Genomic DNA, 23,482 nt, shown 5'->3' with positions numbered 1-23,482 from the left:
TAATAAGCTGTTTCATTATCACTATTTCCCGTTTTCCCCTTTATAGTTAACAAGCTATAAAGGGGTTTTTATTATTAGCTATTCAGCCGATTGGTATAAATAGTTAAACCCACTAAGCGTTGCCGATCTAATATCAAACTCACTACACTGTACCCCTATTTTTGTAAGCGCCTTGGTAAAACACGTGTTAAGTTGCTTAGTACCAATAACCACAACCTGTGTGTTGCTAAGTAGTTGCCATTCACTTGCATAACGTGCTGCGCGTACATCACTGCCTATTAGCACGCCCGATAGGTATGCTTTAGCTTGAACTGGGGTTAGTTCTTTGGACAATTGGCGTGTTCTTACACTAAAAATGCCATGCGCTAAGTTACCGCTATCACTGCCCAAAGTTAAATCGCAGCCTTGCTCAAACGCTTGCCAATCAAATTCACCTTCAGCGCAATCATCAGGAATTAATACGCTTTGATGACATAACAGGTCGTATAACTCACCGGTCATAGCGGTTTTAAAACATATTATTTTACCATTGTTAATTAGTACCCACTTGGTATGTGTGCCAGGTAAACACAGTAAAATTTTGCCCGTTTGATACTGCTCGTTTTGTTTTAAAAAACCCAGTATTTGTAATTCTTCACCACGCATAACATCTATTAACGTGTTTTGTAACGTGCATTTTGTGCCTGGTAAGGCATTAATGGTGTGCCCTTCACATTCAAAGCTAACAGCAGCATCAAGCAAGCCTTCAGGGTTAATTGGGCACTCTAGATAAGGGGTTTCATGCCAACCAATCGTTGACGTAATTTGGCCTGCAATATAAATAGGTAGTGCACCATATTGCGCTGTCCAAGGTGTAATTGCGTGAATGAGTGTTTGTTGAAAATGTTGATTTACTTTTACAACACCAGGACCGTCACATTGATCAATTAACGTTAACTCACTGCCCTCACCTACTTTACACAAGTAAGCACGTAAATGACTTGTGCCCCAGTCAACGGCTATAAACAAAGTTGAAGTAGTCAAACTTTAAAGTCTCCCACCGTCAATTTTAATGCCTTGCCCGGTGATCATACTGCTTTCATCGGCGGCTAAAAAAAGCGCTAAATTAGCGACGTCGTCTGGCGTTACTAATTTTTTAAGCGCCATAGCTTCCATCCATTTTACTTGCTCTTCTTCAGTGAACCAGCTTGCTAATTGACGCTCGGTTGCAACCCAGCCTGGTAATATGGCATTAACGCGAATACCAAATTCACCATAGTCACGAGCGAGTGCTTTGGTCATACCTATTAAACCCGCTTTGGCGGTTACATAACCTGCCATTTGCGGTTGACCCATAATGGCATTAATAGAACTAAAATTAATAATACTGCCAGCACCTTCTTGTTGCATAAACGACATAGCCACTTGAGAGGCAAAAAAAGCAGGATTTAAATTAATTTGTAAACACTGGTCCCAATCTTTAACCGTCACGTCTTCACTGGCTTGACGACGGTCGTTTGCCACATTATTTACAAGTACATTTACGCTACCAAGGGCAGCACACGCATCGACCAGTGACTTTTGCAAAGCGTTCGAATCAGTGACATCAACTTGCCTGTACCATAAATTAGCATCGGGTAAATCGCTAATGAGTGCTTGCGCCGCTTCATCATCTATATCAATAAATGCTACTTTGGCTTGCTGTTTAACAAACGACTCAACCATGGCTCTGCCAATGCCTGACGCACCACCAGTGATAAAAATAACCTTGCCAGAAAGACTGTGATATTGAGCTTGAGTGTTCAAAATTAAATTTCCTTGCAGCATGTTTTCAGTTCAACTTAAACCCTTTAAAAACGATTACTTAGAGAAAAAGAGCCAAACCAAGTTGTTATTGCTGTGTTAAAATAATTAGCGATTTAAAAGTTTATACCATATCCTTACGTACATTAATATGATATATGATATATAATTAAGCAATAATGAACTCGGAAATTCGCACGATGAAAACTCAACCTCGCCAAAACTTAACTCACCAACTAACCCATGATTTAGGGTTTGCAATAGTGCGGGGCGTGTATCCTGTAAGCGAAGGGTTACCATCGGAAGCTGATTTATGCGTTAAGTACGATGTAAGCCGCAGTGCAACGCGCGAGGCAGTAAAAATGCTCTCTGCTAAAGGGCTTATCTCATCGCGCCCAAAGCAAGGTATTCGTGTATTACCAGAAAGCAGTTGGAATATGTTTGATACCGACGTGCTTCGTTGGATTTTAAGCAGCAAACCGTCACTATCATTATTAAAAGAATTTACCCAAGTACGTGTTGCACTTGAACCACAAGCAGCCGCGTTAGCCGCAATAAGCGCTACGCCAGAGCAGCTTGCAGAAATTGATAACGCACTTGCGCGCATGGCTGATGCCGATGAAGGGTTAGACGATCCGTTAGAAGCCGACATCGCCTTCCATACCAGTATTTTAGTAGCCAGTAACAACCGATTTTTTGTACAGCTGACTGAATTTATTAGTACGGCTCTCAGAGTGAGTATTCGTTACACTAACCATATTAAAGGTGTACCAGGCGCTGACGTAACTAAACACGCTGATATTTTAGACACAATTAAATCTGGTAATCCCGAGCGCGCTAAAAAAGCAGTCGAAACAATTCTAGAAGAAGCGCTAGAGCTCATCGAATCTAAACTCGATTGATGACTAAAAAAATACCATTAAAAAAGGGAGCTACTTAGCTCCCTTTTTACTGCTTAATATTTTAAGCTTTAGTAAGCTCAAAAATAAGTGATGTTTGCGGGAATGAAATTGGCATTTGTAGGCCAAATTCCATTAACGCTTCACCGGTAAATGTTTGCCCGTTGACGGCGGCAATAGACGAAGGGCGGTATTCTTCAAACTTAACAGGCCACACTAAATTAAGTGTGTACTGTGTATCTGCATCCAAACCAACAAAACGAAGCTTATTAGGCGCAGTACGCGGTGTTTCGTGCACGCTGTTATACGCAAATAACGCTTTTGATTTTTGCTCGTCGATTAAACCAAAGTTAATTGATAAATCGTCGCTATCGAGGCGGTACAAATCGGCAGCATGAATAAATTCACGGTGCTCTTTATGCAGCGCAATAGCCGCTTTAAGCGCATTGTATTCGTGATCGGTCAGCTCACGTGGATCCATCTCAATTCCCATGTGGCCAAACATAGATACCGCAGCACGCATTTCAATGCTCACATTACGCCCTGTAATATGACAATCACGTGGGCCTACGTGTGCACCCATAACCGACGATGGGAAGAAGAACGAACAACCACGTTGAATTTCAAGACGGTCAAGCGCATCGTTAGAATCTGATGTCCATACACGGTCTGTGTGTGCAAGCACACCATAATCTACACGTGCACCACCTGACGAACAGCTTTCTATTTCAAGGCCTGGATGCGCCGCTTTAATGCGATCGATTAAGCGATACAGCGCCAGTGTTTGCTGATGTACCGCAGGCTTACCATCAAAATTACCCGCATGGTTAATATCGCGGTTCATATCCCATTTAATATACTTAATTGTTGGGTACTCAACCAAAATATCGTCAATGGCTTTGTATAAATATTCAACCACCTCAGTGCGCGTTAAATCAAGCACAAGTTGGTTTCTAAAGCTCAGTTGCTCGTTATTTTCTGAGCCTAAGACCCAATCAGGGTGAGCGCGGTATAAGTCGCTATCTGGGTTAACCATTTCTGGTTCAAACCAAATACCAAATTCCATACCTAAGCTATTTACATGATCGATGACTGGCGATAGACCATCTGGGTAAATTTCGTAATCAACTGTCCAATCACCTAAGCCTGCAAAATCACCGCGGCGACCTTTAAACCAACCATCGTCCAGAACAAAACGCTCAATACCTAATGGTGCGACTTTATCGGCTAACTGCTTAAGCGTATCTACATCGTGGTCAAAATAAATACCTTCCCACGTGTTGTAATGCACCGGGCGTGTTTTTTTGCGCTGTGCTTGGCTAAGTAAATTAGCCTTAACAAACTGATGAAAATTACGCGAAAGCGCGCTAAAGCCGTCGCTCGAAAACGAGCCATAAATACGTGGGCTTTGATACGTTTGGCCTTTAGCAAGGGTTAGCTCGCCCGGTAATAATAACTCACCCATTTGCACATAACGGCGCCCTTCTGGTAGTAGCTCAGCGCGTAGCTTGTTGTTACCACTCCAGCCTAAATGAAAGCCATAACACTCGCCTTGTTGCTCGCCTGCGCCTTCGCTATGAACTAATAAACCAGGGAATACATCGTGCGATGTTTTACCTTTACGGTTTTCACGTACAAAGCTGCCTAGTATTAAATCGACAGATTGACGTTGAAACTCGTTTGACCAACGTCCTTCAAAACTTATAATTTTGTTCACGCTATCGGGTAGCTGGAATGTGGGTGCTGCACAAAAATTAACGCTGAGTGGTGAATCACTTAAATTAGTTAATACCGTATGCGCGCTTAAGACATTAGTGTTGTTATCAAGCGTAATACTATGAACGACTTCAATTCCACGTAATGTATCTTCACTTACAAACTCAAGCGTTGATGATGATAGCTGACGAACGTCTTTTAACTTTGGCCCTACAGACCAAGCAATAGAGTCGTTTACAAGCTCAAGCCCAGGCGCACCTGTAAAGCCCTCACCTAATAATGGAGAAAGAGAAATAGGTGCTTCTTCAACTACGGCACATTTTACTTCTTGACGAGTAGCAAGCTGAGTAAGCATTAGCTCAGTTGTTTGCTCTGATAGGCGTTTCCCAAAATAAAGTAACGCAGGTGTTTTACTTTGACAGTTGAAAATAACGGTGCTGTTTACACTGTCTAATCGATAAAATGATTTAGTGTTGGCCATGATTTTCCTATCCTCTTATTCATTGTGTGAGTGATTAATATACCGAGATGATGTTAGCGATAGGCGTTAACGCGATCTCTAAAGTGTTCAGGCACAATCTATCAGACAGCGACCATCAATAATAGTATATATCATATAAATTGAGTTTTAATAGTTTTTCTATCGCAAATACTGAGATAAAACTACTGGATATACCACTTAGGTTTCACTTAATGATTAACTATAGTGGTAATCACATTGTTTAAAATAAAAAATCGGCCAAAGCTATACTTTGGCCGATTGTATTAACGTCGGTTAGTTAACGTTTATTCTTTAACTGCGTTATCAATCGCTGGTGATTTACCCGCCCATTGTGCGGTTAACCCAAACACAACTTTATTCACTATTAACGCAAAGGCTACACATACAATAAGTGTAATTGGCATTAGGTGAATGTAATGAATGGTTGTATGCAGCGGTGAATTTTCGAATGTCAGCATGCCATACATAACAACACCTAAAATAACCGCAGCGATACCTGCGCGCGCATCCACATTTTTAAATAATAAGCCCACTACAAAAATTGAGAATATAGGCATACTCAACAAGCCGTTTAACTGTTGTAGTAAGTTAATAATGCTGTCGGCTTGCTGATAAATTGGGACAAGCACAAGCGTTAAACTGGTAAGTAATAACGTAACATAGCCACTTAGCTTTACTACACTTGGCTCTTTATTAAAGTACGCTTCGTGAATATCACAGACATAAAGTGCAGTGGCAGAATTTAATAAGCTGTTGTAAGTAGAGAGTACTGCCGCTGCCATTGCTGCGGCAAACACACCTGTTAACCATGCTGGCATTACATCGCCAACAATACGGCCGTATGCAGCATCACCAATATCGCCATATAACTTGTAAGAAATAATACCTGGTAGTACAACAATTGCCGGTACGATTAAAAAACGAATACCCGCTGCTGCAAATATACCTTTTTGCGCTTCTTTAACATTAGGTGCCGCCATAGCACGTTGTGTAATAGTTTGGTTAGTACCCCAATAGTACATTTGAATAAATAACATACCTGTTAATAAGGTTGGCCAAGGTATAGGTGAATCAGGCCCGCCAATTAGTGTTAAACGCTCCTGTGGAATACCGCTAAAGTCGTAATCAATTGCGTTAAGCGCTAAGAACACGACAAGTATTGCCATACCTAACACCAGTAGCCCGTTGTATGTATCTGACACCGCAACTGCGCGTAACCCACCAAAAAAGGCATAAATAGCGCCTACAATGGCAAAAGCGGTTGCTATATACATTAATGGAATATCAACTTTAAACATGGTTTGCATAAATAGCGCACCGGAATAAATGACCGCTGGCATATAAATTAATGCATTTCCTAAAAAGAACAAGCCACCAATAACGGCGCGAATATGCTTATTGTTGTAGCGCTTTTCTAATAACTCAGTGGTTGTTGTGCAGTTATATTTGTAATAAACAGGAATAAATACTTTAGCTAAAATAATCAGGCCAATAATGGCCGCTAATTCCCACCAAACCAATAAAGCCATTTGGTTACCATTCATTCCAACAAGTTGGTCGGTACTTAAATTAGTGAGGGTGATTGAACCTGCGACAAACATCCACGTTAAGCCCCCACCTGCTAAAAAGTATTCTTTAGTTTGGCTTTCCCCATTATTTCTGTTTTGTCCACGGCACTTCCAATAGGTAAGCCCGCCAATTAAGGCGGTTACAAATATAAAAACCACCAGCTGCAAAATGTTGTCTGACATGTGTGTCTCCTGCGTGCTATACGCAATGTCTTAATAATATAAATGTGCACTTTATAGCGCGTGTGTGTCGCGACTAAGCTCTAATTTTACTTGTGCTAGCGCCATTAAATCTTCGCGCTGATTATGTAGCTTAACGAGTGCATTTAATTGAAACAAAGAAATAAGCATGCTGTTAATAGCACTTAAATACCCTTGTTTTTGTAGCTGTGCGATTGTTGTACTATCTAGAGCTTGTAACTTGTCTTCATCAATCGTGCTTAAACCCTGAATTGTTTGGGTTTCACCCTGTTTAAACTGCAAAACAATATTAATGTCTTTTATTAGCCCTAAACGCACTAACTCTTGAGTAAACTGATAAGTTAAATAATCATTTTTTAAATCATTTTCTAACAGCTTTTGCTGCGAGCTTAGGTATAAACTTGGGTTACCCTTTGCATCAAATAATGCTTCACCGGAGTCTGTACTGATCGCAGTGTTTTGCTCGTCAATAGCAACAAAGTATTCGCTACTGTTTGCTTCTCGGGTCATTAAATATAATGGCTGAGTTTGCATACATACAGGCGTATAAAGTGCTAGCCATTGATCATTGTTTACTAACAAACTTTGCTGAGCGCTAAAGCTCGTTAGAGCCGATATGGTATAACTACCGTTTTGTGTATTACGCGCTAAAAAAACAGGTAAATCACAGGCGGCTTTTGCTACTTCACTGGCTCTTAAATTAATCAAATGCTGTGTTTTAGCGTATTCAAGCCCTGCGTTTGGGCAAATTTTTACTGCTTGGTGCTTTGTATTTAATAGCTCGCTAATGGCCATAATTACACATCCTTAAACTGGGTTAGCTGCTAACCACTGCTCTATGTAAGCACGGTGTGGCGGCAAAGTTTGCAACATCTGCTGTGTAAGCTGGCTGTTACGTTCAATTATTTGTTTAGCTTGTGCATCTTGTGAGTACAAATATGCTTGCTTGGTAAAATCTGGCTTAAAGCCCATGCCGTATAAAACATACTGGTAGCTCGCTGCTGGAAAAAGCTCAAGCGCCCCATGAAAATCTTGGATAAGCGGGCCTCGGCTTTCCCATAACAGTAAATCATCTTTAAGACTTTGCGGTATAGTGTCTGGGTCAACATGTGCCTGCCAATATGGCTCAGGACGCTTGGTCAGCATGTAATGCAATTTTAAAAAGTCGATAATACGCTGCCAACGATAATCCATTTGTTCGTTGAATCGTTTAGCAACAATCGGCATTACTTTTGTGTCTGCTGGCATATGTTCTGCAACAAAGCGTGATGAAATTTCAACAAGCATAATAGCGGTTGCTTCCAGTGGCTCGACAAACCCAGCTGACATACCCACAGCAACACAGTTTTTATGCCAAAACTTTTCTCGGTAACCTGATTCAAAACTAATTTTACGCGCGGTTAGGCCTTCAGCAGCATCACCTAAATAATTGCGTAGGTTTTGCTCGGCTTCATCGTCTGATAAGAACTTGCTTGAATATACATGCCCTACGCCTCGTCGATGCGTTAGACCAATATCCCAAATCCAGCCTGCGTTTTGTGCAGTGGCAATCGTATGACTCGCAAGTGACTCATCCCCCTCTGCGTAAGGGACTTGCATTGCAAGTGCACTGTCGTTAAATAACACATGGTCCATTTTTTTAAATGGGATATTAAGCGCTTGACCTAATAATAATGAAGAAAAGCCAGTGCAATCGACATATAAATCGGCGTTTATAGTGCGGGTTTGATCTTTTAAGGTCAGGGTATCTATTGCCCCGTCATTATCTAGTTTTACTTCATTGACAGTGCCAATAACATGCTCAACGCCTAACTTGCTTTTACTATGCTGTTTAAGCATTTCAGCAAAGGCGCCCGCATCTAAATGGTAGGCGTAATTGCAATTACCTTGATATTCACCTTGCGCAATGCCACGAGGTGCTAAACTAGCCTCACAAATATCGTGTTGAAAATTAGTTTGCTGTGCATAGTCAACAACATTATCTAAATAGGGCGCTAAATCAATGCGGCCATAACCCAGTGGCACTGTAAATGGGTGATAGTAAAAGTCATTATTACCATGCGTCCAATTTACAAATTTTCCACCTTGTTTAAAGGTTGCGTTACACGTTTTAAATACATCGACTTCGCGTAAACCAATTTGTTGAAGTGTGTTTTTCATGGTGGGCCATGTACCCTCGCCGACACCAATGGTTGGAATATCTGATGATTCCACCAACATTACTTTTAAGCCGTCTCCATTTTGGCTTTGATGATACGACGCAATAAGTGCAGCACTGAGCCACCCGGCTGTGCCACCACCAATTACCGCTACTGTTTTTACTGCTTTATTCATAATGGACTACTCTTTGAGTATTTTTGATAACGTTTTAGACAACAAATGCCCGTTAGGGCATTTGTATTTAACGTGGTCTCATTTTAATCAATGTGGTTATCTAATATACATTACCGATAAAATAACCCAATTGGTATTAGTGCCTTTAGCACTGCAATGAAAACAAAGAGGCGATTAATCGCCCCTTTATCAATTAAAACGATCCGCGAATACCAAACGCGTAACGTGAACCATTGTCTTCAACTGAGTAAACCTGGTTAGCAAAACGACCTGTTTGTACTAACTCTTCCTCAGTAATATTGATACCTTCAGCAAATATAGTGAAGTTTTCGTTAATATCGTAGCTTGCACTGATATCCCACTGACCGTAAGTTTCTACGTTCACTGGCTCACCATTGAAGCCATTATCAACTAAGCGTAAAAAGCCTTCACGGTTGTTGTACGCAACACGTGCTTGCCAGTTATCTTGCTCATAAAACAATACTAAGTTTTGTGAGTCACCTAAACCTTCAAGTGCAAATGTTTGTGATGTATCAGAACCAATGCTGATATCGCTATCTACTACTGTAGCATTAGCAATAAAGCCAAAGCCATTCTCAAACATATGAGTTACACCAATTTCGTAACCCGTAACTGTTGCTGACTCACCATTTTGTGGACGCGTTACAGTGTAAACTTCTGAGCTACCAACAAGTTCTTCATCTGTTTGGTCTGTACATGTAGTACACGCAAAATCAGGGCCGTTACGGTCAGACATGGTATAAGTTTCTGCACCTGTTAACGTAACAATAAAGTCGTCAACTTCTTTACTGAATACCGCAAAGCTAAATAAGTTAGCATCGTTGTAGTACCACTCGTAAGAAATATCCCAGTTTTCAGATTGGAATGGCTTAAGTGCTGGGTTACCGCCACTTGCCGTTAAGTTTTGACGACGAGGTTCGTTAAACGTTGTTGCAGGCGATAACTGCGACATTGTTGGACGAGTAATACTGTCGTACGCTGCAAAACGTAATACCATATTTTCTTGAAGCTCAAGCTTCACATTCAAAGAAGGTAATAAGTTTGAGTAACTTGTACCTTGTGTAATGTTTGTTGCAGGACCAAATACGTTAGCAAATAACGTTGCATCAGATGTAGGTACTACGTCTGTTACAAAACTTTGAACTGCAGACACATCAATATCTGTCTCTGAGTAACGCGCACCCATGTTAACCGTTACAGGCATATCAGCTAGGTCAAAACCTATAGTGAAGTCCATGTATAAGCTAGTGATATCTTCGTTAATTGTGTAACGGTTATTTTGCAGTGTAGGTGTAACAGGGAAACCCTGATCCGCTAGGTAATCAAGCATTTTATCACCGTCGTAGGTGTAGAATGTGTCAATTAAGCCAGGGAAGTAGTTATTTGCTTGGTATGCTTCAAAATCAATTACGTCAGTAGGCGCTTCAGTGCCGTAACCACAAAACTGACATTGGCTACCAAAAATTTGGAAGCTAGATTTTTCGCGCTCTTGACGATAAGCCCCAAAGTTAATGCGCTCTACCGGCCCTTTATCTGGTACATATTCAAAATCGGCTTTCGCTTCTGTAATTTCGTCTTCGTTGGTAAACTGGTTACCCATTTCGTTGTAATGAAGGCGAGCAAGGCTTGGATCTGGAAGAGAGCCATTATCAAAACCATCATGCTGAACAGTTGGAACACTGCCTGTGCCATCAAAGCTGTAGCTGTTAATAATACCCACTACGTTAAAACGATCTCGACCAGCACGATCATTTTCAGCTGTTGAGCGAGATACATCAAATTTCGCTTTTAATGACTCGTTTACTTGCCAATCAACATTAATACCAAATGCTTTGTTAGTTACATCACGAGAGTTACGTGTATGAGATACAAAGTCACTTGCAGGGTTACCACTTGGCGCACCTAAACCTACATCTTGGCTAAACGTTAATAGTGTACCTGTTGCTTCATCAATTGTTGCACTGCCTACACGATCTGGTTCAAACCAAGATGCAAGGTCGCGAACTGTTGAATCAACTTCAAATTTCGAAATTAAACCATCAACCGTTACTGTAATGTCATCCGATGGTGCATATTGAAGCACTAGACTTGCGTTAGTACGCTCACGGTCTTGCTCATCAACAACTTGGTCCCAGTTACGTGGAATGTATGCATTATCAAATAACACACCGTCTTGTGGGTTAGAAATTGTTTGGCCACCGCGCCAACCGGCTGTCAAAATTTGGTTATTTTGAAGTTTACGCTGCTGATTAGTAATAGCGAAAAGTACACCCAACTTATCGTCGTTAAATGTATTACTTACTAAAAATGATGCCGAAGGAGATACTTCTTCAGATAGGCTTTCGTACATGCCTTTAACTGAACCAATTACATGCAAGCCGCCAAAGTCAAAAGGACGTGCAGTTGTTACGTTAACCGTACCACCAATACCGCCTTCCTGAAGTAAAGCGCTATTACTTTTATAAATATCAGCACCTGTAATTTGGTCAGCCGCTAACACATCAAAGTTGAATTCTCGCCCTGCACTATCAGTCGCAATTTGGCGACCGTTTACAAGAACCGTATTAAACTGTGGACCGAAACCACGAATTGTTACGGCTTGACCTTCACCGCCACTTCGGTCGATAGCTACACCTGTAATACGTTGCAGAGACTCTGCCACGTTTAAATCAGGGAATTTACCAAGATCTTCTGCTTTAATTCCGTCTGTAACAACATTAGATGCTTTTTTATCTAACATTGATGAACGTAAGCTGCTGCGTATACCCGTTACTGCGATAACTTCAACATCTTCATTTACTTTAGGTGTATCACCTTCCGCGCCTTGAGCTGCAACGCTACCGCTTGCCAAGATGCCTGTTATAGCAATACTAAGCGCGGTTTTCTTGTTGAACGATAACTTATTGTTAATTATCATTTTTTAAAAACTCCTGATTGTGTGTAGTCATTTTGTCGTTGTGATGGTTGAATAGCTTTAAAATTATTTCAAATACTATTTATATTATAAATACTTTAAACTAAGTAAAAGTGCAACCCTTTCCTTAGTTGTAGGCATTATTTTATTACTATGGGTTTTCTTTTTATTTTCTTTTTTTTAACATAAAACATCATGTTAACGTATTGAGTTTACTTACGAAAACGCGTAAATAATAACCTGACTATATTCTTCATCAGGCAATAAATTAGCTTTAGGATAATTTTCGCGATTTGGCGCATCAGGCCAATTTTGCGCTTCAAGGCACAGTGCTTGTCGTGCCTTAAAAGGAGCACCAACAAAGTTTGCTGTGTATAACTGCATGCCTGGCTGAGTGCTTTTGAGTGTTAAATTAATACCGGTTTGCTGCGACGTTAAAGTAGCCATGGTATGAAGGCTGTCGTCGTTTTCAAATACATAGCAGTGATCTAAACCATTAGCTGCATCTAATTGGGTGTGACTTTGCGTTAATGCATCTTTAACTAATTTTGGCTTAATGAAATCAAAGCAACTATTTGCAACGGGGGCAGGCTCGCCCAATGGGATGCTGTGCTCATCAATGGGTAAATAGTGGGTCGCATTTACCTGAAGTAAATGGTTCTCAATAGTATCACTGCCCTCAAGATTAAAATAGCAATGGTTAGTGAAGTTAACGAGAGTTTCTTTATTGCAAGTCGCTTTAAACTTAAGTAGAAGCTGTCCATTTTCTGCCGTAATAGTCTGCCATACTTTTAACTCTCCAGGAAAACCCTCTTCGCCATCCGCTGAGCAATAATAAAGCTCAACCTCACTGTCGGTTTGTTTGGTTACTTGCCAAAGTACTTTATTAAAGCCTTTAACGCCGCCGTGTAGGCTATTAGGGCCGTTATTTGCTTTCAGTTGATACTGCGAGCCAGATAAGTGAAAACGACCTTCAGCGATACGATTAGCGTATCGACCTACTGTAGCGCCTAAATAAAATGGGTTTTCAAGATAGTACTGAGGATCGTCGACGCTAAGCGTCATTTCTTGGTTTTTAAATTTAATGCTTTTAATTATTGCACCAAATGGCAATATTTCGACTGTTAGATTCTTAGAGTCACTAAGCTGTATAACCTGCATTGGTTCATCAATGGTTGTCATCGTCACGCACATTCCTCAAAAGTTACCTAGAAAACTATATTAGTTAGATAAGGCAGCTATATATATTATAAATAGTATATAACTCATATTGGTAACTCAATTAAAAAACGTTAAATTTTTTAATAAAATTTACAATTGCGCTATTTATTTAACGTTAATACTGAGTACCTTTTTAATTATTGGCACTCAGTTACTTATAATGGGCTAAGTTGAAATGTGCGTAACACTACAGTCTCGGTTTGTTAATTAAGCCATATGCTTCTCAAGTGCTGTTTTTTCTTCAGTGCTCAAAGCTTGCTTAGCTCTTTCAGCAAAGTTATATCTGACCATTACAACCTTTCCAATTGCACAGCATTTATCATGCTGAAATGCCTCTTGCTTGAGTACAAAAGAGCTTGTGCCGATGTGATCTACAGACGTTTTAATCGTGATCTCGTGGCCATAAAATAACTCCCCCACAAACGACACTTCTATTTTGGCAATGATTAGTTTCCAGTCATGTGGGTTTAAGTCTGGCGTAAAAAATTTAAAAATAGGGACGCGAGCGGCTTCAAACCACACGGGGAGTACGGTATTGTTGATGTGTCCGAGTGCATCTGTTTCGCTAAAGCGCGGTATCACTTTTTCAATAAACATATTAATCCAAAAATAATTATACAAAGGTAAACCATGACGGACTTTATTCGCGTTTATGAAAACGCATTGAGCGATGATTTTTGCGATAACTTTATTAATACGTTCACGCAAAGCCCGCATGTAAAACAAGGGGTTACTTCAGGCGGTGTTGATTTAAAGAAAAAAGATAGCCACGACCTACACCTAAATAGTCACCCCGAATACGCAGAGCAATTAAAACATATACAACAAACGACTGCACAACATGTTTTTAACTATATTGAAGAACATATTTTTATGATGATTGGCGCATTTGGCTTAAAGGTTTATCATCCAAAAACGGGGGAAGTAGTAGATTTAACTCAAGAAAATTTTGATGAAGTGGGTAAGCCACAGCTCCCTGTCCTTGTGCAGCAAATATTTAGATTAGGTAATATCCAAGCGCAGAAATACGAGGTAAATAAAGGGGGTTATCCTTACTGGCACAGCGAAGTGTATCCTCAGTTACAACACAATGAAGCCCTGCATCGTGTACTTTTATTTATGTTTTACTTAAACGATGTCGAGGAAGGTGGAGAAACGGAGTTTTATTATCAAAACCGTAAAATAGCCCCTAAAAAAGGCACCATGGTGATAGCGCCTGGCTACTTTACGCATACACATAGGGGTAATAAGCCAGTATCAAACGATAAGTATATTTTAACCTCGTGGGTGCTATTTAACCGTGCAGAGCAAATATATGGTGCACCTAAAAGCTAAACCAATAAATAAGCCATAAGTAACACTTATGGCTTATTTATATATTTAGTAGACGACCTATTTAACCAAGTAGCTCGTCAAACATATCAAACAGCTTATCAAGCTCTTCGACTGTGTTGTAATGCATACAACCAATACGAACTACACCGCCTGTATCAAGCACGTTTAATTGCTTACACAAACCTTGCGCGTAAAAATGTCCATCCCACACACATATATGCTGTTTGCCTAAAAACTCTGAAACGGCGCGTGGCTCTAAACCTTCAAACGTTAAAGCAAACGTAGGGGTACGTTCGTTTAATCGATCAAAGTCATCAATACCGTACAATTTTATACGAGGGTAATTAACCAAACGCGTTAAAAAGTGCTCACTGAGCGCCATCTCGTGCTGTTTAGTTTTAGCAAACGCAGCTGTTAGCTTTTCACGGCGCGTATGGCTATCATCAAGCTCGCTAATTGCAGCAATGTAATCAACAGCGGCAACAAAGCCTGCCATTGCTTCAAAGCTTTGGGTACCTGTTTCCCAACGTCCCGGCGCTACATCTTTAGCAGGCTCTACTTTGTAAGGCGTAAAACCTTCAAGATGCTCTTTTTTACCGTACACCATCCCTAAGTGTGGGCCAAAAAACTTATACGCTGAGCAGGCTAAAAAGTCGCAATCAAGGGCTTGTACATCAATAAGCTCGTGCGGCGCATAATGTACCGCATCAACATACACAAGAGCGCCCACAGCATGAGCTAGCTCTATAATACGTTTAATGTCGTTAATTGAACCTGTAGTATTTGAAGCATAGGTAACAGCCACCAACTTAGTCTTGCTGTTTAATAAGCTTTCAAACTGCGTCATATCTAGGCTGCAATCGGCTTCATTAATCAAGGCAGTATTAACCTTAACGCCTTTATCTTCTGCGGCTTGCTGCCATGATGACACGTTTGAGAAGTGATCGGCGTTAGTCACAATGATCTCATCACCGGCTTGCCAGTCGCGCGAAATAGCTCGGCTAAAGCTAAAGGTAAGGCTTGTCATGTTAGGGCCAAACACAATATTTTGAGCACTTGGCGCATTAAGTAAATCTGCTGCGGCTTGGCGAGCATTTGCCATTAGCTCAACAGTTTTATCGCTTGAAAAAAACGCGCCACCGAGGTTTGAATTATAGTGTCCTAAATAAGCAGACATTGCATTAAGCACTGACTGCGGCACTTGAGAGCCACCAGGGCCGTCTAAAAATATCGGCGATTTACCATCAACGCTTTGCATTAATGCCGGAAACTGCTCACGTAATTGCGCTATATTCATGCTCATCCCTTAAGACGTAAGTACAAAGCAATCCAGGTAACCTGGTTTGCTGGCATCAACTTTGTTCATTGGTGTGGCGTTATGCCACACTTGACGGTCGTTTATAAGCGCAAACATGCCGTCTTTAATTTCCATTTTAAAACATGGCTCAGCTTGTTTGTTTTCGTATACAAGTAACTCGCCACCTTCTAAGTTTTCGTGCGAAACACCGCATATACAGACATGATCAAAACCGTCTTGATGCACGCCTTCAGGCGCTGCTGGCGTATCGCTATCAATAGCTAACATTCTAAATTGATGTATTTCAATATCGCGATTTTCATCAATACCGGTAAGCTGGCAAAACTCACTGACAATACTTTTCATGCCATCTGATTCAAGTAGGCTTTGCTCTAAATTTTCGTAAGTACGTTCAACGTTACCTTGAAACGTATTAATCGAATCATCTTGAACAAATGCTTTGGCAGCTTGCAATTTTAGCTCACCATTTTGAAATTTAATTACTGAATAACGACGCTTACGAAATTCGCCATCTGCATATGGATTTGCAGGTAGGTTATCAAAAGAAGGCTTAACCAAATCAATATTTGCTTGGTTAATAAAACGAAGTTGCAGTAAATTCTGGTTGTTTAATGCAGTCATGAAATCTCGCCTAAAATAATGAGAATATTAAAAGAGATTTTAATGCATGTAGCGAGGAATTATTGCTTTATTATCCAACTTAAATGTGAAAAATACTTAATTTTAATTCAGTATAAGGCTATTAAAGCATGAATAATCTAAATTATATTTAAACAATAAAAAACCCGCCGAAGCGGGTTTTTTATTCAAACTCTATAAATTAAACAGCTTGCTGAATAATTACGTTGTCTGCTTTTTTAGTGTACTGAGGCATACGGTGGAAGTTCAAGTAACGGTAAGTATCTGCTGCCGTTGCATTGATTTTCGCTGCATATTCCTGGTACTCAGCCGGAGTAGGTAATTTACCTAAAATTGCCGCCACTGCAGCAAGTTCTGCTGATGCTAAGAATACGTTTGCGCCTGTACCTAAACGGTTAGGGAAGTTACGTGTTGAGGTAGAAACAACCGTTGCTTTATCTGCAACGCGTGCTTGGTTACCCATACACAGTGAACACCCTGGAGTTTCAATACGTGCACCAACACGACCAAAGATACCGTAGTAACCTTCGTCTGTAAGTTGGTCTTTATCCATCTTCGTTGGTGGAGCAACCCAAAGCTGTGTTGGAATACGACCAGTAAAGCCATCTAATAATTTACCTGCGGCACGGAAGTGACCAATATTAGTCATACAAGAACCGATAAATACTTCATCGATTTTCTCGCCTGTAACGTCAGATAGTAAACGCGCATCATCTGGGTCATTCGGTGCACAAAGTACCGGCTCTTTAATATCAGCTAGGTCGATTTCAAGTACGTGCTTGTATTCTGCATCCGCGTCAGCTTCCATAAGTTCTGGGTTAGCTAACCAATCTTGCATTGCAGTAATACGACGCTCGATTGTACGAACATCGCCGTAACCTTCAGAGATCATCCACTTAAGCATAACAATGTTAGACTCAAGGTACTCAGAGATAGACTCTTTAGAAAGCTTAACAGTACAACCTGCAGCTGAACGTTCTGCTGATGCATCTGATAGTTCAAATGCTTGCTCAACAGTTAAGTGCTCAACACCTTCAATTTCTAGTACACGGCCAGAGAATTCGTTGATTTTACCTTTCTTCTCAACCGTTAATAAGCCTTCTTTGATACCGTAGTAAGGAATTGCATGAACAAGATCACGTAATGTGATACCTGGCTGCATTTCACCTTTAAAGCGAACCAAAATAGACTCAGGCATATCAAGTGGCATAACACCTGTTGCTGCTGCGAATGCTACTGCACCTGAACCCGCTGGGAACGAAATACCTAATGGGAAACGAGTATGTGAATCACCACCAGTACCTACGGTATCTGGTAATAACATACGGTTTAACCACGAGTGAATTACACCGTCACCAGGGCGAAGTGAAACACCGCCACGGTTCATGATGAAATCAGGAAGCGTATGGTGCGTGTTTACGTCAATTGGTTTAGGGTAAGCAGAGGTATGACAGAATGACTGCATTGTTAAATCTGCAGAGAAACCTAAACATGCTAAGTCTTTAAGTTCATCACGTGTCATAGGACCAGTAGTATCTTGCGAACCTACAGTAGTCATTTTAGGCTCACAGTATTGGCCTGGGCGAATACCGGCTACGTTACATGCTTTACCAACCATTTTTTGCGCTAGTGTAAAGCCTTTGTCTGACTCTTCAGTCACTGCTGGTACTTTAAATACATCAGTAGCACCTAAACCTAAAGATGTACGTGCTTTGTCTGTTAAACCACGACCAATGATAAGTGGAATACGACCACCAGCACGAACTTCATCAAGGATTACATCTGATTTAAGTTCGAAAGTAGAGATAACATCATCAGTACCATGGCGTTTAACAACACCTTCGTATGGGTAAATATCAATTTGATCACCCATGTTGAACTCGTCAACATTTAATTCGATTGGTAATGCGCCAGAATCTTCCATTGTGTTAAAGAAGATAGGTGCTATTTTGTTACCTAAACATACACCACCAACACGTTTGTTTGGTACAAATGGGATATCATCACCCATAAACCAAAGCACAGAGTTAGTAGCAGACTTACGAGAAGAACCAGTACCTACAACGTCACCTACATAAGCAAGTGGTAAGCCTTTAGTTTTTAATTCTTCAAGCTGTACGATAGGACCTACTTCACCTGCTTTATCTGGGTTTATGCCATCACGCTCATTTTTTAGCATTGCCAAAGCATGAAGTGGGATATCAGGACGTGACCATGCATCTGGTGCAGGTGATAAGTCATCGGTGTTTGTTTCACCCGTTACTTTAAATACAGTAACAGAGATTTTTTCAGCTACTGCTGGCTTATTTGTAAACCATTCAGCTGCAGCCCAAGATTCGATAATTTGCTTAGCAAACGCATTGCCTGCTTTGGCTTTTTCTTCTACGTCGTAGAAAGCATCAAACATAAGTAATGTGTTTGAAAGGCCTTTTACTACGATTGGCGCTAATGATTCGTCATCAAGTAGGTCAATCATTGGCGCGATATTGTATCCGCCTAGCATTGTTCCTAATAATTCAGCTGCTTTTTCTTTAGAGATAAGAGAAGTAGTCGCTTCACCTTTAGCAACAGCGGCTAGGAAGCCTGCTTTGATGTAAGCAGCGTCATCAACACCTGGTGGTACACGATTGATTAATAAATCTAAAATGAATTCTTCTTCACCTGCCGGTGGGTTTTTTATTAATTCAATAAGATCAGCAGTTTGCTGAGCATCTAATGGCGCTGGTACGATACCTAACGCGGCACGTTCTTCTACGTGTTTACGATATTCTTGTAGCACAATATTGCCCTCTTGGTGACGTGAAAGTATTCGGTAGCGCTTCATGCGCACTTGTTACCCAATACTTATAGTATTCTAACGCGTAATTATAAAGCTTTTATAGATAGATGAAAATCCATCCAGTTACACAACTGATTATACCGACTATAAACACCATGAATAGTAGTTACGGGAAATTCTATTTCCATGAATACTTGTTAAGTAATAATCATTACTATTTAGGTAGACAAGCATAAATAGCGGCCATAAAAAAACCCAGCATAAGCTGGGTTTTATAATCAAAATAATCTATTAACGTAAAACTTTTACTGTTTTGATTGTTTTGATGTGCGCTTCAACACGACGATTCTCTGCGTGTGCAGCGGCTGTGTTAGCTTCATTTTTAAGGCGCTCTTCACCTAAACCTACCGTAGTAATGCGGTCAGATGCAATACCGTCAGCTATTAATTGCTTAGCTACCGAATCAGCACGCTTTTTAGATAGCATTTTGTTGTAAGTCGCTTTACCTACTGCTGAAGTATGACCTTCTAAAAGCACTGTTGTATCTGGGTAATCTTTTAAGAAAGATGCAACTTGATCGATGTCGTCTAAGTAACGCTGTGATACAGCAGCTTTGTCGTTAGGGAACGTTACTAATAAGCTCACAGTTACTTCTTTATCTTCATATAAAGTACAACCAGTACCATCAACAGCATCTGTCATTGGTGTATTAGGACACTTGTCATCAGCATCTAAAATATTGTCATTGTCGCTGTCTACTGGCTCAACCATAACTTCAACAACCTCTGGCGCAGGCTGTACCGGCTCAGCAGGCATAGTGTTTTGTCCAAAGAAATAGTTAATACCTAATTTAGCGCCAACATCTGTGTAACCTTTATCAATACCTTGATATACAGCAGTTTCAACGTTAGCGAATAAGTTATCAGTAATGAAGTGTCTGTAACCAACACCTGCATTTAAGAACGTGTTGTCATCAACAACGTCCATTGATTTAATACCAACTAAACCGTAGAAAGGACCGCCATCTAAATGGTAAAGCGCATCAATACCAAAACGGCTACCGTCGATGTTGTTACGGTTACCAGCGGCTTTGTCGAATGCATTGAAATCAAGATCTGCATACTCTAAACGAGCACTCCAAAAATCGCTGAAGCGGTAACCCGCTTCAAGACCAAAGCCAGTCGACTCGTTTACGTCAAGACCAGCCTGTGCGCTCATATTTTCCCAAGACGCATCGTAGTAGTCGCCAAATGCGCCAATATAGAAACCTTCTTGCTTGTCAGCAGCAAAAGTAGATACGCTAGTTGCAGCTAACGCAATTGCAATAGTTAGTGATTTTAATTTCATTGTTTTCTTCCCATTTTAACAACTAATAAATTGTGGCTAATTAAGTACTAGCTCACTAAGTTTTATACAGACTAACTCAACTTTTGTTAATCAATACTTAACGAAAAATAAAGTTTATAATTTTTTTCAATGCGATATAACGATATCCAACAAATCAGTTTAGGTGAAATTTAAAACTTTACCTAGCTAGAAACCAACTAGTTGATCATATAAATCGATAATCTGCAGAAGACACAAAGACAACTCAATCAATTGTTCTTGCTCACAATGAAACTAACTTATCTTTATGTTTAGATAGTAACACCGGAATTTGCTTTGCTCAATCAATGAACATCTCTGTGCTAAAATATCGTTATTTATAATCATTAACTTATCTATTTTTACAACACTTAAGTACCACAAAAAGTTTTATAGTCGGTATCATTTGCCGGTACCTCTTGAAATTCGGCCATATCATCGCTGAACAGGTACGGTTTATTAGCTACTTTTACAAAACGGCTCATCAGTTTACTTGAACCAAGCTCATTATATTCAGCTAATATTGTTTCAATTATATGATTTCGCGGAATTATACGTGGATTGGCTGCTCGCATGGTTTTGTAGCTATCGTTACTTGTTCGGCTTTGCCACTTATTCGCCCACTCAATTAATTCTTTTGGAATAGTTGCATTGCCATTCACAAACTCCGTCAGTGCATCAAAAGTATTGGTGTAATCAAGATGATGTGCTTGCAATAATGTTAGTAGCTCAGAAACAAGATCTTTGTCGCCCTCTTTTGCACCAGCCAGGCCTAATTTTTTGCTCCACATTACTGTAAATTGAGTATTAAATTGCTCTGAAAAATGATGTATAACTGGAGTAAGTAATGACACAGCTTTTTCTTCATCATCGCTAATTAATGGGATAAGGCTTTCAGCTAAGCGAGCACAATTCCAACTCGCCATATTTGGCTGATTACCAAAAGCGTAGCGGCCTTGCTTGTCTATAGAGCTAAATACGGTGTCAAAATCAAAGCTATCCATCATTGCACACGGGCCATAATCTATAGTTTCGCCACTTACGAGCGTGTTATCGGTGTTCATAACGCCATGAACAAACCCAACGCGCATCCAATTAATAATCAAGTTCACTTGATTGCTAATGACTGCTGTCAAAAAAGCGATATACCGCTCAGGGCCTTCACTCGTTATTTCAGGGTAATGGCGTTTAATTGCTAAATCAGCTAATTTTTTTAATCCCTCAGTATCGCCTTGGGTTGCTAAGTATTGAAACGAGCCAACACGAATATGGCTGCTTGCTAGGCGAGTAACAACGGCCCCTGGTTGAGGCGGATTACGGTAAACCGCTTCGCCGGTACCAACCACAGCCAAACAACGAGTAGTGGGAATACCTAATGCGTGCATAGCTTCACTCATTACGTATTCACGAATAGCAGGGCCCAGTGCACATCGCCCATCGCCACCTCTAGAATACGGGGTAGCGCCTGAGCCCTTTAATTGAATATCCCACAGCTGGTTTTTATCGTCATTTATAGCACCAAGCAAATGCGCTCGCCCATCACCCAAGCGCGGCGAAAAGTGACCAAACTGGTGCCCAGAATAACCAAGCGCTACCGACTTTATTTGCTGTGATTCATTGCCTGCAAAGGTACTAGCACGCAGCTGCGGCTCAACACCTATATTAAACTGCTTTGCTAACGCTTCGTTCCACAAAAGCAATTGCGGAGCTGCAACGCTTGATGGTTGATCTTCTATTGCGAAATTATCTGCTATGTCTGTGTATCTCGGCACTAGTTTCATGGTTAATTTCCTGACTGTTGACGTATACCTACGCGATTGTCACCCACACCATAGGCCACAATTAAACTTAGCTCTTGCATACTTAAACCACTTTGCTTTTGCATTTCGTTAAAAAATGCCTGCGCAGCAGTGAGTGATTTTTTAGTTTGCAGCCCACCATCAATAATTTTATGTGCCCTTAGGTAACTCTCTACATCTCGCGAAAGTAAAAAAGTGTCTTTGCCAAGTGCTCTTAAGGCATAAGGGCCTGTATTACCGCCTAATCGGGCACCGTGTTTTTTTAAATGCGCCCATAAACCAATAATATTATCTGTTGGCCACTGGGCAATAAACTTGCTAAAACTGCCATATTCCTGTGCTATTTCGTGGATCATGTAGGCATTTTCAGGAATTGTTTTCACTTTTTTATAATTACGAATAATACGCTCATCACTCGCTTTTTGCTCGAGCATATCGGGCGGCATCATTAATAGCTTATCAACGCTGAATTCCCAAAAAACCTCTCTAAAGCCCGGCCATTTGCTGTTTATTACCGACCAGTAAAAACCACTTTGAAAAACTTTTCGGGTAAATTCTTCAAGCCAATCGTCGTCACTTAACGTGCTTAATGCTTTTTTAGATAAGGGTTTTGCGAGTAATAACTTAAGCATTTTTTCAGAGCCTTTTCGCTCTACTGCTCGCTTATAAATATCGCTAAATTTTTCCATACTTATTAAATACCTCGCTGCTCATAGGGTTAGTTTACGAGAAAAGCAGCCAATACGTAACCACCCACATTTTCGATGAACTAATCTGTATCCTGCAACTTGACACCTAGACGGCTAAAATGTTTTAATCGCCGCAATTACCCTATTTAAATTGTATTTTGTTAAACCTTTTGCGGTTAAACAAAATACAAAGGGCTAGAAGAGGTGCGTTATTCAGGTAGCGTATGTTAGGAGCGCAAACTCCAGTGAGCATACGTCAGGGGAATACCGCCGAGAGGTAAACGCTTTTGCGAAGCAATTACTTCGGGCGACTAGGTTGAATCCTAGCGACTGTCACCAATAGCTGTTTTAAAACAGCTTATTAGTTTGGTGGAGAGCTTCTGGTCTTAAATAATAAGGC

Annotated in this window: 17 protein-coding genes and 1 riboswitch; of the genes, 2 read left to right on the top strand and 15 right to left on the bottom strand. The window is 40.5% G+C overall.

The annotated features are described in order from the left end of the window. Positions 1 to 78 precede the first annotated feature (78 nt). Both RF53_RS16555 and RF53_RS16550 read right to left on the bottom strand, forming a co-directional pair. The gene (locus tag RF53_RS16555; protein WP_039038321.1) at positions 79 to 1,023 is read right to left on the bottom strand and encodes a 2-dehydro-3-deoxygalactonokinase; all 945 of its coding nucleotides are present in this window, start codon (positions 1,021 to 1,023) and stop codon (positions 79 to 81) included. A gap of 3 nt (positions 1,024 to 1,026) precedes the next feature. Beyond that, on the bottom strand, positions 1,027 to 1,785 hold the full coding sequence (locus tag RF53_RS16550; RefSeq protein ID WP_008127054.1) for an SDR family NAD(P)-dependent oxidoreductase: 759 nt from the start codon (positions 1,783 to 1,785) through the stop codon (positions 1,027 to 1,029). A gap of 197 nt (positions 1,786 to 1,982) precedes the next feature. Here RF53_RS16550 and RF53_RS16545 point away from each other — a divergent pair, with 197 nt between their 5' ends. Beyond that, entirely contained in the window at positions 1,983 to 2,684 is a 702-nt protein-coding gene (locus RF53_RS16545; protein WP_006791302.1) for a FadR/GntR family transcriptional regulator, read from the top strand. A gap of 61 nt (positions 2,685 to 2,745) precedes the next feature. Here RF53_RS16545 and RF53_RS16540 read toward each other — a convergent pair whose 3' ends face one another. The 7 genes from RF53_RS16540 to RF53_RS16510 form a co-directional block, all read right to left on the bottom strand. Next, positions 2,746 to 4,878, bottom strand: coding sequence for an alpha-galactosidase (locus tag RF53_RS16540; RefSeq protein ID WP_039038319.1), 2,133 nt, complete (start codon positions 4,876 to 4,878; stop codon positions 2,746 to 2,748). A 305-nt stretch (positions 4,879 to 5,183) separates the two neighbouring features. Continuing rightward, positions 5,184 to 6,650, bottom strand: a complete 1,467-nt coding sequence (locus tag RF53_RS16535) for an SLC5 family protein (RefSeq protein WP_006791304.1) — start codon at positions 6,648 to 6,650, stop codon at positions 5,184 to 5,186. A gap of 51 nt (positions 6,651 to 6,701) precedes the next feature. Then, a complete protein-coding gene (locus tag RF53_RS16530; protein ID WP_039038318.1) occupies positions 6,702 to 7,463 on the bottom strand; it encodes a SapC family protein in 762 nt (253 codons plus the stop codon). 12 nt (positions 7,464 to 7,475) lie between these two features. After that, positions 7,476 to 9,002, bottom strand: coding sequence for a tryptophan halogenase family protein (locus RF53_RS16525; protein WP_039038317.1), 1,527 nt, complete (start codon positions 9,000 to 9,002; stop codon positions 7,476 to 7,478). 193 nt (positions 9,003 to 9,195) lie between these two features. After that, positions 9,196 to 11,940 (bottom strand): TonB-dependent receptor, encoded by a 2,745-nt coding sequence (locus tag RF53_RS16520; protein ID WP_039038316.1) that lies wholly within the window; start codon positions 11,938 to 11,940, stop codon positions 9,196 to 9,198. A gap of 213 nt (positions 11,941 to 12,153) precedes the next feature. Next, positions 12,154 to 13,119: an aldose epimerase family protein gene (locus RF53_RS16515; RefSeq protein WP_039038315.1), complete on the bottom strand. Its 966-nt coding sequence runs from the start codon at positions 13,117 to 13,119 to the stop codon at positions 12,154 to 12,156. Positions 13,120 to 13,365: 246 nt separating this feature from the next. Further along, a complete protein-coding gene (locus tag RF53_RS16510; RefSeq protein WP_039038314.1) occupies positions 13,366 to 13,755 on the bottom strand; it encodes an acyl-CoA thioesterase in 390 nt (129 codons plus the stop codon). Positions 13,756 to 13,788: 33 nt separating this feature from the next. On the opposite strand from RF53_RS16510, the gene RF53_RS16505 reads away from it, so the two are divergent. Continuing rightward, positions 13,789 to 14,493, top strand: coding sequence for a 2OG-Fe(II) oxygenase (locus RF53_RS16505; RefSeq protein WP_006791311.1), 705 nt, complete (start codon positions 13,789 to 13,791; stop codon positions 14,491 to 14,493). Between the two features lie 61 nt (positions 14,494 to 14,554). Here RF53_RS16505 and RF53_RS16500 read toward each other — a convergent pair whose 3' ends face one another. The 6 genes from RF53_RS16500 to RF53_RS16475 all read right to left on the bottom strand — a co-directional run bounded on the left by RF53_RS16500 (position 14,555) and on the right by RF53_RS16475 (position 23,082). Beyond that, complete coding sequence (locus RF53_RS16500) at positions 14,555 to 15,790, bottom strand: cysteine desulfurase-like protein (protein ID WP_039038313.1); 1,236 nt, start codon at positions 15,788 to 15,790, stop codon at positions 14,555 to 14,557. A 9-nt stretch (positions 15,791 to 15,799) separates the two neighbouring features. Then, positions 15,800 to 16,432, bottom strand: a complete 633-nt coding sequence (locus RF53_RS16495; protein ID WP_039038312.1) for a 2OG-Fe dioxygenase family protein — start codon at positions 16,430 to 16,432, stop codon at positions 15,800 to 15,802. Between the two features lie 199 nt (positions 16,433 to 16,631). Beyond that, positions 16,632 to 19,229 carry a bifunctional aconitate hydratase 2/2-methylisocitrate dehydratase gene (gene acnB, locus RF53_RS16490; RefSeq protein WP_006791315.1) on the bottom strand — a complete coding sequence of 866 codons (2,598 nt, stop codon included), beginning with the start codon at positions 19,227 to 19,229 and terminating at the stop codon, positions 16,632 to 16,634. Positions 19,230 to 19,520: 291 nt separating this feature from the next. Next, positions 19,521 to 20,576 (bottom strand): OmpA family protein, encoded by a 1,056-nt coding sequence (locus RF53_RS16485; protein WP_006791316.1) that lies wholly within the window; start codon positions 20,574 to 20,576, stop codon positions 19,521 to 19,523. 389 nt (positions 20,577 to 20,965) lie between these two features. Next, on the bottom strand, positions 20,966 to 22,375 hold the full coding sequence (locus RF53_RS16480; RefSeq protein WP_039038311.1) for a protein adenylyltransferase SelO: 1,410 nt from the start codon (positions 22,373 to 22,375) through the stop codon (positions 20,966 to 20,968). 2 nt (positions 22,376 to 22,377) lie between these two features. After that, positions 22,378 to 23,082: a DNA-3-methyladenine glycosylase I gene (locus tag RF53_RS16475; protein ID WP_006791318.1), complete on the bottom strand. Its 705-nt coding sequence runs from the start codon at positions 23,080 to 23,082 to the stop codon at positions 22,378 to 22,380. Positions 23,083 to 23,273: 191 nt separating this feature from the next. Continuing rightward, a riboswitch (Lysine riboswitch) is annotated at positions 23,274 to 23,470 on the top strand. The last annotated feature ends 12 nt before the right edge of the window (positions 23,471 to 23,482 follow it).

The organism is Pseudoalteromonas sp. ECSMB14103 (assembly GCF_000813065.1).
Lineage (GTDB): Bacteria > Pseudomonadota > Gammaproteobacteria > Enterobacterales > Alteromonadaceae > Pseudoalteromonas > Pseudoalteromonas marina.
This window is presented reverse-complemented; position numbering and strand designations above follow the sequence as displayed.